The organism is Streptomyces sp. NPDC006544, assembly GCF_040611715.1.
Classification (GTDB): domain Bacteria; phylum Actinomycetota; class Actinomycetes; order Streptomycetales; family Streptomycetaceae; genus Streptomyces.
In genome coordinates this window covers 163,150-175,078 of record NZ_JBEXOV010000004.1, presented here as the reverse complement: position 1 = coordinate 175,078, position 11,929 = coordinate 163,150, and the positions used below count along the sequence as shown (strand labels likewise).

Annotated in this window: 12 protein-coding genes; 4 read left to right on the top strand and 8 right to left on the bottom strand. The window is 71.3% G+C overall.

Translation table 11 applies throughout. The annotated features are described in order from the left end of the window. Positions 1-210: 210 nt before the first annotated feature. Both ABZY44_RS03585 and ABZY44_RS03580 read right to left on the bottom strand, forming a co-directional pair. Positions 211-627, bottom strand: coding sequence for a CBS domain-containing protein (locus ABZY44_RS03585; protein WP_356649907.1), 417 nt, complete (start codon positions 625-627; stop codon positions 211-213). A 97-nt stretch (positions 628-724) separates the two neighbouring features. Continuing rightward, entirely contained in the window at positions 725-1,000 is a 276-nt protein-coding gene (locus tag ABZY44_RS03580; protein WP_356649906.1) for an isoamylase early set domain-containing protein, read from the bottom strand. A 300-nt stretch (positions 1,001-1,300) separates the two neighbouring features. On the opposite strand from ABZY44_RS03580, the gene ctaD reads away from it, so the two are divergent. Further along, entirely contained in the window at positions 1,301-3,025 is a 1,725-nt protein-coding gene (gene ctaD / locus ABZY44_RS03575) for a cytochrome c oxidase subunit I (protein WP_356649905.1), read from the top strand. A 93-nt stretch (positions 3,026-3,118) separates the two neighbouring features. Here the strand turns inward: ctaD and ABZY44_RS03570 are convergent, their stop codons facing one another. The 5 genes from ABZY44_RS03570 to ABZY44_RS03550 all read right to left on the bottom strand — a co-directional run bounded on the left by ABZY44_RS03570 (position 3,119) and on the right by ABZY44_RS03550 (position 8,548). Further along, the gene (locus tag ABZY44_RS03570) at positions 3,119-3,934 is read right to left on the bottom strand and encodes a galactosyltransferase-related protein (protein WP_356649904.1); all 816 of its coding nucleotides are present in this window, start codon (positions 3,932-3,934) and stop codon (positions 3,119-3,121) included. Beyond that, a complete protein-coding gene (locus tag ABZY44_RS03565; protein WP_356649903.1) occupies positions 3,919-4,938 on the bottom strand; it encodes a glycosyltransferase in 1,020 nt (339 codons plus the stop codon). The genes ABZY44_RS03570 and ABZY44_RS03565 overlap by 16 nt, the downstream gene beginning before the upstream one ends. Further along, on the bottom strand, positions 4,935-6,002 hold the full coding sequence (locus ABZY44_RS03560) for a glycosyltransferase (RefSeq protein WP_356649902.1): 1,068 nt from the start codon (positions 6,000-6,002) through the stop codon (positions 4,935-4,937). The genes ABZY44_RS03565 and ABZY44_RS03560 overlap by 4 nt, the downstream gene beginning before the upstream one ends. Continuing rightward, entirely contained in the window at positions 5,999-7,093 is a 1,095-nt protein-coding gene (locus tag ABZY44_RS03555) for a glycosyltransferase family 1 protein (RefSeq protein ID WP_356649901.1), read from the bottom strand. The genes ABZY44_RS03560 and ABZY44_RS03555 overlap by 4 nt, the downstream gene beginning before the upstream one ends. A 231-nt stretch (positions 7,094-7,324) precedes the next feature. Further along, positions 7,325-8,548, bottom strand: coding sequence for a cytochrome P450 (locus ABZY44_RS03550; protein ID WP_356649900.1), 1,224 nt, complete (start codon positions 8,546-8,548; stop codon positions 7,325-7,327). A gap of 227 nt (positions 8,549-8,775) precedes the next feature. On the opposite strand from ABZY44_RS03550, the gene ABZY44_RS03545 reads away from it, so the two are divergent. Then, positions 8,776-9,006, top strand: a complete 231-nt coding sequence (locus tag ABZY44_RS03545; protein ID WP_356649899.1) for a DUF2945 domain-containing protein — start codon at positions 8,776-8,778, stop codon at positions 9,004-9,006. A gap of 88 nt (positions 9,007-9,094) precedes the next feature. Here ABZY44_RS03545 and ligD read toward each other — a convergent pair whose 3' ends face one another. Beyond that, positions 9,095-10,003, bottom strand: a complete 909-nt coding sequence (gene ligD, locus ABZY44_RS03540; RefSeq protein WP_356649898.1) for a non-homologous end-joining DNA ligase — start codon at positions 10,001-10,003, stop codon at positions 9,095-9,097. 248 nt (positions 10,004-10,251) lie between these two features. Here ligD and ABZY44_RS03535 point away from each other — a divergent pair, with 248 nt between their 5' ends. Beyond that, on the top strand, positions 10,252-11,049 hold the full coding sequence (locus ABZY44_RS03535) for an SDR family NAD(P)-dependent oxidoreductase (RefSeq protein ID WP_356649897.1): 798 nt from the start codon (positions 10,252-10,254) through the stop codon (positions 11,047-11,049). A 270-nt stretch (positions 11,050-11,319) separates the two neighbouring features. Then, a complete protein-coding gene (locus ABZY44_RS03530; RefSeq protein ID WP_356649896.1) occupies positions 11,320-11,649 on the top strand; it encodes a plasmid stabilization protein in 330 nt (109 codons plus the stop codon). Positions 11,650-11,929 lie beyond the last annotated feature (280 nt).

Sequence of the window (11,929 nt, the reverse complement as noted above, 5' to 3'; positions counted from 1 at the left end):
GGCCTAGCGGCGATCGCCGCTCGGCCGCTCGCCGGGAGCGCCTGCGGGGGGGGGCGCTGTCGTCCCGTCCGGTGCGAAAGTCTCGCTCCGGAGACGGGGGTGCCGGAGCGGGGCGGCCCAGGAGGTGCGTCCCGCTCCGGCCGGGCCCTGACGACGCGTGCCCGGGGAAGGGCCGCTTCCGGACGGACACCGGTCGTAGGGCGCGTGTGGTCAGTCGACCGAGAGGGCCTGGAGGAGATCGGCGACCTCGGGGTCGGACAGGGCGCGGGCGACGTCGGCCTGGGCGACGATGCCGACGAGACGGTGGCCGTCGATGACGGGCAGACGCCGTACCTGGTGCTCGCTCATGGTGCGCAGGATCTCGGCGGCGTCGTCGTCGGCGCCGATGGTGACGGCCTCGCCCTGCGCCAGTTCCCCGGCCGTGACGTCGCCCGGGGCCCTCCCGGCACCGAGGACCTTCACGACGATGTCGCGATCGGTGAGCATGCCTTTGAGCTTGTCGTCCTCGCCGCAGATGGGCAGCGCGCCGACGTCCAGCCGGGTCATCTTCTTCGCGGCCTCAAGGACCGTCTCCTGGGCGCCGATGCACTCAGCGCCCTCCGTCATGATCTCGCGAGCCGTCGTCATCAGGACAATCTCCTTGGCTGGGGTCGGGTAGGGGCGTACTCAGTGGCCGGAGCGGACGCGGCGGGCCGGGTGGGCCCTGCCCTGCCCGTCCCCGTACTCAGGTGTGCAGACGGCTGTTGGTGCCGTCGTGGTCGTCCGCATGGTCCTCGTCGAACCAGTAGTCGCCGGCGGCGAGGTAGCGGAAGGAGTGAACGCTCTTGCCGGGCAGGGCCACGCTGACCGCACGCGTGCCGTCGCCGCGCGGCTTCAGGGCGTGGGTTCCGGGCTGCCAGTCGTTGAAGTCGCCGACGACACTGACCGGGCCGGGCGGGACGTCGGCGGGCAGGACGAAGGTGACCTGCGAGCGATCCTTGAGCTGCTTGCGCTCCAGCATCGGAGAGAACTCCTTGCACCAGGGGATGTTGTGGCCCATCCTCCGGGCCGAGAAGCGAGCCGACCTCCTGGGACAGCCGACGGGGTGGCTCCCCTCACTCGCGTGGGGCAGCGTCAAAAGGGCGGAGCGGCCGGCGGAAGACCACGGCGACGCGGCGGCCGTAGCTGTTCTTCACCTGTACGAGCCCGCGGGTCAGCGGCGAGGGCGGTGCCGTTCGCGATAGACACAGAGGAGCGTGTGGGGTCCGGTCCGCGAGGACCCGCACGCCGCCGCACTCGTCCGTTGCGTAGGGGGACTGCCATGGTGACGACGTCCGACGCGATCGCTCCCGCACCGAAGTCGGGGCGTACGCCCGGGAAGGTCGTCGTGTCCTGGCTGACGACGACGGACCACAAGAGGATCGGGCACCTGTACCTGATCGCGTCGTTCGGGTTCTTCGTCGTCGGCGGGGTACTGGCGCTGCTGCTCCGGGCCGAGCTGGCCCGGCCGGGGATGCAGATCGTCTCCAACGAGCAGTACAACCAGATCTTCACCCTGCACGGCACGATCATGCTTCTGTTCTTCGCGACGCCGACCTTCGCCGGGTTCGCCAACGCGATCATGCCCCTCCAGATCGGCGCACCGGACGTGGCGTTCCCCCGGCTGAACATGCTGTCGTTCTGGCTGTTCCTCTGCGGGGGCCTGATCGTCGTGGGCAGCTTGCTGACCCCGGACGGCGCCGCGGACTTCGGCTGGACCGCCTACACGCCCCTGAGCGGCTCGGCACGCACCCCGTCCGTCGGCGGAGACATGTGGATCATGGGGCTGGCGCTGTCGGGTTTCGGGACGATCCTCGGTTCGGTCAACTTCGTCACCACCATCATCTGCTTGCGCATGCCGGGCATGACGATGTTCCGGATGCCGATCTTCACCTGGAACATCCTGCTGACGTCGGTGCTGGTGCTGTTCGCGTTCCCCGTCCTCGCCGCGGCCCTGCTCGTGCTGGAGGCGGACCGCAAGTTCGGCGCCCACGTCTTCGACCCGAGGAACGGCGGCTCCCTCCTGTGGCAGCACCTGTTCTGGTTCTTCGGCCACCCGGAGGTCTACATCATCGCGCTGCCGTTCTTCGGGATCGTCACCGAGATCTTCCCGGTGTTCTCCCGCAAGCCGATCTTCGGCTACCTCGGCCTGGTCGGCGCGACCATCGCGATCGCGGGCCTCTCGGTGACCGTGTGGGCCCACCACATGTTCGCCACCGGCGCCGTCCTGCTGCCGTTCTTCTCCTTCATGACGTTCCTGATCGCGGTGCCCACGGGCGTGAAGTTCTTCAACTGGATCGGCACCCTGTGGAAGGGCTCCATCTCGTTCGAGACCCCGATGCTCTGGGCCATCGGCTTCCTGGTCACCTTCCTCTTCGGGGGGCTGACCGGAATCGTCCTGGCCTCGCCCCCGATGGACTTCCACGTCACGGACTCGTACTTCGTCGTGGCCCACTTCCACTACGTCGTCTTCGGAACGGTCGTCTTCGCCATGTTCGCCGGCTTCTACTTCTGGTGGCCGAAGATGACCGGCAAGATGCTGGACGAACGCCTCGGCAAGATCCACTTCTGGACCCTGTTCATCGGCTTCCACGTGACTTTCCTGGTCCAGCACTGGCTGGGCGCCGAAGGCATGCCCCGGCGCTACGCCGACTACCTCGCCGCCGACGGCTTCACGGGCCTGAACACCGTCTCCTCGGTCGGCGCGTTCCTCCTCGGCGCCTCGACCCTTCCCTTCTTCTACAACGTGTGGAAGACGGCTCAGTACGCGCCCCGCGTAGCCGTCGACGACCCGTGGGGCTTCGGCCGGTCCCTGGAATGGGCGACCTCCTGTCCGCCCCCGCGGCACAACTTCGTCACCCTTCCCCGCGTCCGCTCGGAATCACCCGCCTTCGACCTCCACCATCCCGAGATCGCGGCCTGGGACCCCGGCAAGGAGGGCAAACGCGACGTCGTCGACCAATCCGGGGCTGCCTCTGAAGGACCCGACGCCGGACGGACCCCGTGAACGGCCCGGAGCGGGGCGGGCCGGCCACGGAGGCGGAACCCGGAGCGACGCGCGGGGCGCGCGGGACGCGCGGGACGCGCCCGGCAGGGTGCTTCAGCCTTTGCGCCAGGTGTCGGTGGCGCGAACGTACTGGACCAGCCCCCGTGCCTCGAACGCACGCAACCACCCCTGCATCGGCCACTTGCCCCACCGCTCTTTGTAGAGCGCGCCGTTGCGGAGGATGTCGTCGAGGTGCCGGACCGGGGGGTGCTCCGTCGGATGGTGCTGGTGGTAGGCGGGGGCCCCGCCCACCCACCAGAGGTCCACTCCGCACTGGGCCGCGGTAGCGGCGAAGTCGGTGTCCTCGCCCCCGTAGCCGGTGTACGCCTCGCAGAAGCCTCCGAGGCGGTTCCAGGTGCCGGCCGTGAGCGCGAACGACAGCGACCAGAAGAGCCGGGGGTCCCCCCCGCGCAGGACTTCGCCGTCGGCGGGTGCCGGGCGGGCGGGGTGCGGCGGAGCCAGCTCCGCCAGTCCCTCGAGGACGTAGCCGCCAGGAGGCCGGGGCGGCAGGTAGGCGACCGTGCCGCACAACAGGACGTCCTGCTGGGCGGCACGTGCGTAGCCGTCCAGAAGGGTGGGGCCGGGGATGCAGTCCACGTCGAGGAAGACCAGCAGCTCCGCGTCGGCGGCGAGGGCTCGCGCGGCGCCGGCGTTGCGGGCGGCCGCCAGGGGCAGGCGCCCGTCCTTCAGGGGGAGGGTGATGACGTCCGCTGAGGGTTTCCGCCGTGCGGTGAGGCCTTCGATCGCGGGGTCGGCCATGGACACGATCACGTAGTGGTCGGGTGCGCGGGCGCTTGCGGCCAGGCCGTCCTGTTGCATGAGCAGGTGTGGATGCCTGCCCGCAGCGAGGGAGATCACCGCGGTGCGCACGCGATCCGCTCTCTCGTGCCGCCGGCCAGCCCGGTCAGCAAGCGCGCGGCCTGCCGGGCGCCGTCGCCGGGAGACCAGAGCTCCCAACGGTCCTGCCGGGCCGCGGCTTCCGCCAGCAGCCCGGCCCACGCACGCGGCTCGGGCCACGCGTCCCGTACGGTGGCCAGACCGGCCGTTCGCAGCGCCCGGGCGGTGGCGTGCTGCTCCCCATGGGGCCGGTTCTGGGGGATGACGACGGTGGGGACACGGGCGGCGGCGCACTCCGCGACCGCGTTCTGTCCCGCGTGGGTGACGACCACGTCCGCTCGGCACAGCACCGGCCAGGGGTCCTCGACCCAGTCGGCTCCGGGCCCGCCCAGAACGGTCCAGGTCCAGCCCGGGGTGGCCCGGGCCGCTTCCCTGAGCTGTGTGCTGCTGAGGTCCGTGCCGCCGCCGCCCAGCAGCACCGCCACTTCCCGGCGGGAGGCGTCCCGGCCGCTGCCGCGGGCGTGCCGGGGACGTCCGTCGTAGCGGGAGATGCTCCCGGTGTGCAGGGTCTTCGCCTTCCACTGCGGCGGCCAGCCCGGTTCGGGGCAGGACCGAGGCCAGGGGGCGAGGAGGGCGTCCGCGAGGTCGTAGGCGAGACGGTGTGCTTCGTCGCTCCGGTCGCCGCGCATGGCGGCGACGACGACGGGGGTCCCCATGAGACGGGCCAGCGTGGCGGCCTCGACCGATACGTCGCTGACGAACAGCCGGGGCTCAGTCCGGCGGATCCATTCGGCGATGCGCCCCATCCGCTCGCGGTGGCCCGCATGGCGGAGCGGCACCCAGTGCAGCCGCCCCCGAGCCGTGGGGTCGTCAGGCGCGTCGACGGAGTCCGGGGGCAGGACGATCCACGGCGTGTCCCACTGGGCGGGACGGGGCAGTGAGGACAGGACGGTGACCGGCTCCCGGATGTGCGCGGCGACGGCCACGGCACGATGCAGGTGGCCGCGACCCTGGTGGTGGACGTAGTAACCGATCACCTCATGACCTCCTGGTACAAGGCGGTGTAGGCGTCAGCCGTGCGGTCGAGCGAGCAGAACCGCTCCGCCCGCCGGCGGGCGGCCCGTCGGTCGAGTCCCATGGTCCGCGGGATGAGCCGCGCCAGTGCCTCCACGTCCCCGGCGGGCGCCAGCAAGCCGCAGTCGGGGGTGAGGATCTCCGCGAGGGCGCCCCGGTCGAATCCGCACACCGGCGTGCCGCAGGCCAGCGCCTCGGCCACCACCAGCCCGTACGGTTCGTCCCAGCAGGGCGTCACGAGCGCGGCTCCGGCCGCGCCCAGCAGCTCGGCGAGTCCCCGCCGGTCCAGATGGCCGACGTACCGCGCGCCCTCGCCCAGCAAGGGCTCGATCCGTTCCTCGTAGTAGGCCCGGTCGGCCACCGGTCCCGCCAGTTTCAGAGGTACTCCGGCGCGCCGGGCGGCCTCGATCGCCAGATGGGGCCCCTTCTCGGGAACCAGACGACCGGACCACACCAGGCCGTCTCCACCCGGACCCGGCTTCCAGAAGCCGGTGTCGATCCCGTTGCGCACGACCCGGGCGGCGGGCACGGTGGCCTTCCACGCCGAGGCCGTGAACTCGCTGACGGCCGTGAACGTCACCGGACAGGCGTCGTGGGTCTGGATGGCGGACTCCAGCCACGGGGTCGGCGGGGTGTGGAGGGTGGTGACGACCGGCACGCGCAGGGCCGACGCCATCGCGACAGGAAGGTAGTGCAGGCTGTTGTTGTGCACGATGTCGAACCGGTGCTCGCCGTCCCGCGCCAGGTCCAGCATCAGGCCGAGGTACGCGTGGTGCTCCTGCATCCAGGTGCGGCCGGGCATGCTGCCGTCCGAACGGGCTTCGGCGCTCAGTACTGCCGTGCGCACGGGCAGCTCCCGCGCCCCGAGCGCGGGATCGGATCCGGGCGCGGCGAAGAGAGCGACGTGGTGACCACGATGGTGCAGTGCGTGCGCGAGACCCCAGGTGTGTGCCTCCAGTCCTCCGGCGAACGGCTCCGTGATCGGAAAGCGCGCGGAGGCGATGAGGGCGATCCTCAGACCGCTCACTGAAGAGCGCTCGCGTACAAGGCGCGGTGGGCGGCGGCGAGTTCGGCCCGCTCCCGGGTTCGGTGCGTCGTCGTCGCCCGGGGCGCAGGCCTCTCCTCGTAGGCCGTCAGCACCGCGTCGCGCAGCGACTCCTCGTCCAGCCCCCCCTGCTGGCTGTGGCCGTAGGTCAGGCACGGGCGCTGTTCGGCGTAGAAACCGCAGTCGGGGGCGGCGACGGCGGTGCCGAGGTCGTGGCAGGCCTCGAGCCATCCGGAGTGGGTACCGAAGCGGTAGGGCAGCACCGACAGGTCCAGCGAGGCGAGGTAGTCCCAGAGTTGCTGGTCGTCGAAGTAGTCGTGGACGGTGAGGGTGAGACGGCCGGCGTCGGCGAGTTCTTCCAGCGCCCGCAGCAACTTCGGGTCGTGGGCCCCGGAGGCCGGGTCCGCCACCTCCTTGTGGATGTTGACCTGGAGCTCGGCGGCCCGGAGTTCGGCCACCGTGTCTGCGAGGACCCGGACGACGGGGAGGACGGCCATGTTCGCACGCAGGCTCTTTGCGTGGACCCCGACGCGGAACCGGTCGCGGATCGACCGGGGGCGGGAAAGACGCGGCAGTTCGACGACGTGCGGGTGGGGCAGCACGGTGGCCGTGCGGTTCCACCGGCTGCGGATGCTACGAGCTGCGCCGGGGGTCAGGGTGACCAGGTGCTCGGCCGCCGGAACGATCACGTCGAGGGCGGCGTCGTGGGCGGCGGGGTCGGACTGGTGGGGATTGCGGAGGTCGTGCACCGTGTAGACCAGCGGTTTGCCGTGCCGACGGAGGGCGTCCGCGAGCGCGGACAGTTGGGCGGGGCTCTGGGCGTCGAAACCGAAGTGCAGGTGGAAGACGTCGAATTCGTCGTGGTGGGCCCGCACCCAGTCCGGGTCCAGCATGACCGGCGGCCACCAGCGCTGCGACGTGCTGGGCGCACCGAGAGGTCTGGGATCTCGCAGCCGTCGTACGACGTCGGGCTCGTGGGCGGAGCAGTGCCGTACGTACACATGCCCGGCGGGCACCGACGCAACCCGGATCTCACGAGGGGCTGGGGAGTGCGACGACTGCTCTTCGGTCACGATGGTTCCTTCGACGAGGGGGCGACGGACACGGCGACTCAGCGGCGCTCCCCAGTCTCCCCAGGGTCTGGCGGTCGCGCACCCCGGGTCGCCGGGGGGTGACACGGCACAGCGGGCCCGGTGGCGGGGGCGTGAGGCGAGCCGGCCCGCGCGTCGGTCGTCCGCCAGACGAGTGGGGAACCGTTCCGCGAAGTGGGCCGCCGCCCGCCGCACTCTCCGGGCGGGTGTGCGTCACCGGCAGCTGAGCGAGAAGCCGCTGCGGGGAGCGGTCGGCACGCGGGACAGGGGAATGGTCAGGTCCTGGTCGGGAACGTCGTAGTCGAGTCGGGCCAGTTCGGTGGCGAGGGCGGCGAGGACCGTCACGGTGATGTCCTCCCCCGGGCAACGGTGGCCCCGCGCGGGGTCGCCGCCGCCCTGGGGTACGAGGTTGTCGGGGAGGCCGGCCGCACCGCGGAACCGGCCGGGGTCGAAACGGTAAGGGGCTTCCCACAAGGCGGGGTCGTGATTCTGCCCGTACAGGTCGAGAAGGACGAGCGTTCCCTTCGGGACGTCTTCGCCCCGCCAGGTCAGGTCGTCGGCCGCCAGGCCCCCGACGAACGGCGCGAAGGGGTAGAAGCGCCGGACCTCGTGCGCGAACGCCAGGGCGTGGGCCCCGTCGGGGTCCACGCGCAGGAGGTCACGGTGCTGGGGCCATCGGTGCAGGGCGTGGGCGGCGAAGGTCACGAACCAGGTGATGGCGACAGTGGGCCGGATGATGTTGAGCAGTTCCACCGCACCGGTACGGGGGTCCAGGAGGCCGCCGTCCGCGTCGCGGTGCCAGGCCACGGTCCGCAGGGCGGAAGGCTCGGCGGCGGACTCCGGTCGCTCACGCACGGCCGTGATCAGAGCCGCGAGGGACTGCTCCTGCCGGGCACGGGCGCGGCGGGCACGGAGGTGCCGGGTGCCCGGCGTGGCGAATCCGTCGACCATGTCCGTGCAGTCTCGGGCGAGGCCTGCGGTCTCGGCGGCGGAAAGCCGGAGACCGGCCCACTCGCAGACGGCCCCGGCGAGGACCAGGGCGGCCTCGTCGAAGAGGACCGCCCCGTCCCCTTTCCAGTCGGCTGCGGCCTCCCGCCACCGACGGACGACGAGGGCACGGAGCGCGACGACGCCCGCCTCGTCCTTGAGGAGGGCCATGAACATGGCTTTGCGGACCCAGTGCGCGTCGCCGTCGAGCGTGTGGACGGCGCCCTGCCCGAAGAGGGTGTCGAGGACGGGGTCGGGGAGTGCGGCCGTGCGCAGGACGTGGCGTTCGTCGTAGAAGAACTCCACGGCCTCCGGGCCGCGAAGGGCGATGGCGGGCCGGCCTAGCAGACGGGTCCTGACCGTGCTGTTCGTCGTCCTGCGCATCCGATTGGGCAGCCAGGCGTAGCCACCGGCCAGAAGAGCGAGCGTGCTGTCGCTGAAGGGAAACATGGCATGCGGGTACCCGGTGTCGTCCCGGACACACTGGGGCCCACCCGCCACCACCCGGCCGCGCCCCCACGTTCACCCTTGCGGGCCGGAGTGCGGCGCCGGGGTGCAGGAGCCGCAGCCGTCCTCCCGGTGCGCGAGCTGCGGACGTATTCGACCCTGGACGCGTACGGAGAACCGGACCGGCCGGCCGCCGATCGCTTGCGGCCGGAGAGCGGAAGGGAAGGGCCATGGCGGGCAAGGACGACCTGAACAGTGGTGATGAAGTCACGTGGAAGAGCCACGGTCACACGGTGACCGGCAAGGTGAAGAAGAAGGTCACGAGACGGACCCGGGCCGCGGGGCGCACCGTCGACGCCTCGGGCGAGCAGCCGCAGTACGAGGTGGAGAGCGACGCGTCGGGCCGGTCCGCGGTGCACAAGCCGGACGCCCTGCGGAGGAAGGGGCGCTCCTCCCGATGAGCGGCAAGGAACGCGATGAGGACCGCGACGAAGCAGCGAGCGTCGTCCGACGGTCCGACGGCCGGTCCCGCTCCGGATGAAGGGAGCGTCAGCTGCCGGCGAGTCGGCGGCGGGCCACCGTGAGGGACCTGCCACGGGGTGCGTCGCTCCACGGGTCCCGCTCCACGAGCTCTTCCACCATGGTGAGGGTCCATCGGCGTGCGTCGAGAGCCGGATCGTCGAGTTCGTCCCACGCCACGGGTGCGGCCACCGGGGCGCCGGCCCTCGCACGGACGGCGTAGGGCACGACGGACGTCTGGGCGTACCCGTTGCGCTGCACGTCCAAGTAGAGCCGCCCCTTGCGTGCCTCCTTGCGGGGGGCGGTCGTCAGCTGGTCGGGGTGACGCGACGCGAGCTCCTCCGCGACGGCACGGGCGAATGCGCGCACCTCCTCGAAGGGGGCCTTGCGGTCCAGGGGGACGACGACGTGGAGGCCGCGCGAGCCGGTGGTCATGGGCAGGGAGGGCAGTGCCAGCTCTTCCAGCAGCTCGTGGAGCCGATGGGCGGCTTGCCGAACCGGTGCGAAGTCCTGGTCGACCGGGTCGAGATCGAAGACCAGGCGGTCGGGGTGGTCGGGCCGGTCCGCCTTGGAGAGCCAACGGTGCGCAGTGATGCACCCTTGATTGGCCAGATAGATCAAGGTGGCCGTGTCGTCGCACAGGACGTGGGTGACGGTGCCCCCTTCCTTCGGCAGCTCGGCACGCTCGATCCAGTCCGGGAAATGGTCCGGCGCTTCCTTCTGCATGAACGCCGGCCCGTCAATGCCGTCCGGGTGGCGCTCCAGCATCAGGGGACGCCCCCGCAGATGGGGCAGCATCCGTGCCGCCACGGCACGGTAGTACGCCACGAGGTCCGCCTTGGTGATCCCGTCCGCGGGGAACAGCAGCTTTTCAGGCCGTGAGATCTCGACGGTGCGTCGCCCGGCCCGGATGCTCGTCGTGCTCACCACTGCCTCCATGGTCCCGTCCGGGAGAGGCCGCAGCGGCCGCCGCGTCGACCGGCCCCGCCTGGCGGCTCGGCCTCTCACTCGTGTCCGGCCTTCACTCGTGTACGCGGTGCGGATACCCAGTTTCGGCGTGGCCACCTACGGAAGGTTCACAGGGCCGTCTCGCCGAGGCGGGCCACGGCCCCGGGGGCCGGCCGCCGGGATCCGACAGACGGAGGGCGGTGGACGGTAGGACGGTCGGACACGGGTAGGCGCCCTTCATGAAGACCATCAACCCGCTGGCAGTCGTCACCGGCGCATCGAGCGGCATCGGGTACGAGCTGGCCAGACAGTTCGCCGAGCACGGCTTCGACCTGATCATCGCGGCGGAGGACGACGCCCTGTCCTCGGCTGCCGAAGCGCTGATCGCACAGGGCACCCGCGTGGAGGCCGTCCAGACCGACCTGACCACGAGGGAGGGTGTGGAGAAGCTCCACCGTGCCATCACGGACACACGGCGGCCGGTAGCGGCTGCCGCACTGAACGCCGGCGTCGGGCAAGGCGGCGCCTTCCTGGAGACCGATCTTGCTGACGAGTTGGAGATCATCGACCTGAACATCACGTCCACGGTCCATCTGGCGAAGCGGCTGCTGCCCCGGATGGTGGAGGACGGGGAGGGGCGGCTGCTCATCACGTCGTCGATCGCGTCCACCATGCCCGGCTCCTTCCAGGCCGTGTACAACGCGAGCAAGTCGTTCCTCCAGTCCTTCTCGCAGGCGCTGCAGAACGAGCTGAAGGACACCGGCGTGACGGTCACCTCGTTGATGCCCGGTCCGACCGAGACCGAGTTCTTCGAGCGGGCCGACATGCTGGACACCAAGGTGGGCCAGGCGGACAAGGACGATCCTGCCCAGGTGGCCGCGCAGGGCTTCGACGCCATGATGGCCGGGAAGGACAAGGTCGTCGCCGGATCCTTGAAGACCAGGGCACAGGGCCTGGCGAACCGCGTCCTGCCCGACAGCGTCAAGGCGCGGGCTCACCGCGGTATGGCCGAGCCTGGCTCAGGGTCCGACGGCTGAACGCTCTCCCCGGGCCGTACCTGGTCCCTATTCCGGCCAGCTGAACCTTGCCGCCCTTCCGGGCCTACCCGGCCTACGGATCGTGCCCGGCGGCCTAACGCGCCCGTACATGTTCCGTCGGTCAGGAGGAGGCGCCCTCCCTTGTGCGGCAACGGACGCCAGGGCCTCCCCCGTTGCCGAGGGATCCCGATCCGCACCGCGTGAGATGCGACGCGACCGGGGTACGCGCACCATGGCGTTGACACCACACCGTCGAGGAAAGGGTTTGTCATGCCCCGAGGATCCAGCCCCAAGCGCGAGCGTCAGTACGAGCACATCAAGGAGTCGGGTGAGGAGCGCGGCATGTCGGAGGGCCGTGCGAAGGAGATGGCCTCCCGAACGGTGAACAAGGAACGCGCGCGTTCGGGCGAGAGCAAGACCGCGAGCCGCAGCTCCACCCAGGGCAAGTCCGCTTCGCAACGCGGCGGCGAGAGGTCCCGTAGCGGCGGCAGCTCGTCCGAACGCACCAAGGACGACCTGTACCAGGAGGCGAAGCAGCGCGGCATCGAGGGCAGGTCGAACATGAGCAAGCAACAGCTCAAGAACGCCCTCGGCCACTGACCACGAGGGGCCCCTCCGAGCCCGGGCCGGCGAAGCCCGGAGCCCCGCAGAGGCCACGCGCTCGCCGCAGCGACCTCCTGGCGGAGGGTGGCGACGGGGCCGACGCGTGCGGCTGCGCGGCCACCCACGGCGGAACGGCCTTCGCGCCGGGGGTGGCCGGGTGCGGGCGACGGGGTTCCGGGTCGCCGTCCGGGGGTCCGGCGGCGGGATCACGGTTGACCGCGCCCTGTTCTCGCCGCCGCCGACCCGCTTGATCACTCCTCGTGCGCAACGAGGGGAG

Coding starts and splice junctions, on each gene's coding strand:
- ligD (WP_356649898.1), bottom strand. CDS start 10,003: ATGGAGGCAGTGGTGAGCACGACGAGCATCCGGGCCGGGCGACGCACC.
- ABZY44_RS03585 (WP_356649907.1), bottom strand. CDS start 627: ATGACGACGGCTCGCGAGATCATGACGGAGGGCGCTGAGTGCATCGGC.
- ABZY44_RS03545 (WP_356649899.1), top strand. CDS start 8,776: ATGGCGGGCAAGGACGACCTGAACAGTGGTGATGAAGTCACGTGGAAG.
- ABZY44_RS03580 (WP_356649906.1), bottom strand. CDS start 1,000: ATGCTGGAGCGCAAGCAGCTCAAGGATCGCTCGCAGGTCACCTTCGTC.
- ABZY44_RS03535 (WP_356649897.1), top strand. CDS start 10,252: ATGAAGACCATCAACCCGCTGGCAGTCGTCACCGGCGCATCGAGCGGC.
- ABZY44_RS03530 (WP_356649896.1), top strand. CDS start 11,320: ATGCCCCGAGGATCCAGCCCCAAGCGCGAGCGTCAGTACGAGCACATC.
- ABZY44_RS03550 (WP_356649900.1), bottom strand. CDS start 8,548: ATGTTTCCCTTCAGCGACAGCACGCTCGCTCTTCTGGCCGGTGGCTAC.
- ctaD (WP_356649905.1), top strand. CDS start 1,301: ATGGTGACGACGTCCGACGCGATCGCTCCCGCACCGAAGTCGGGGCGT.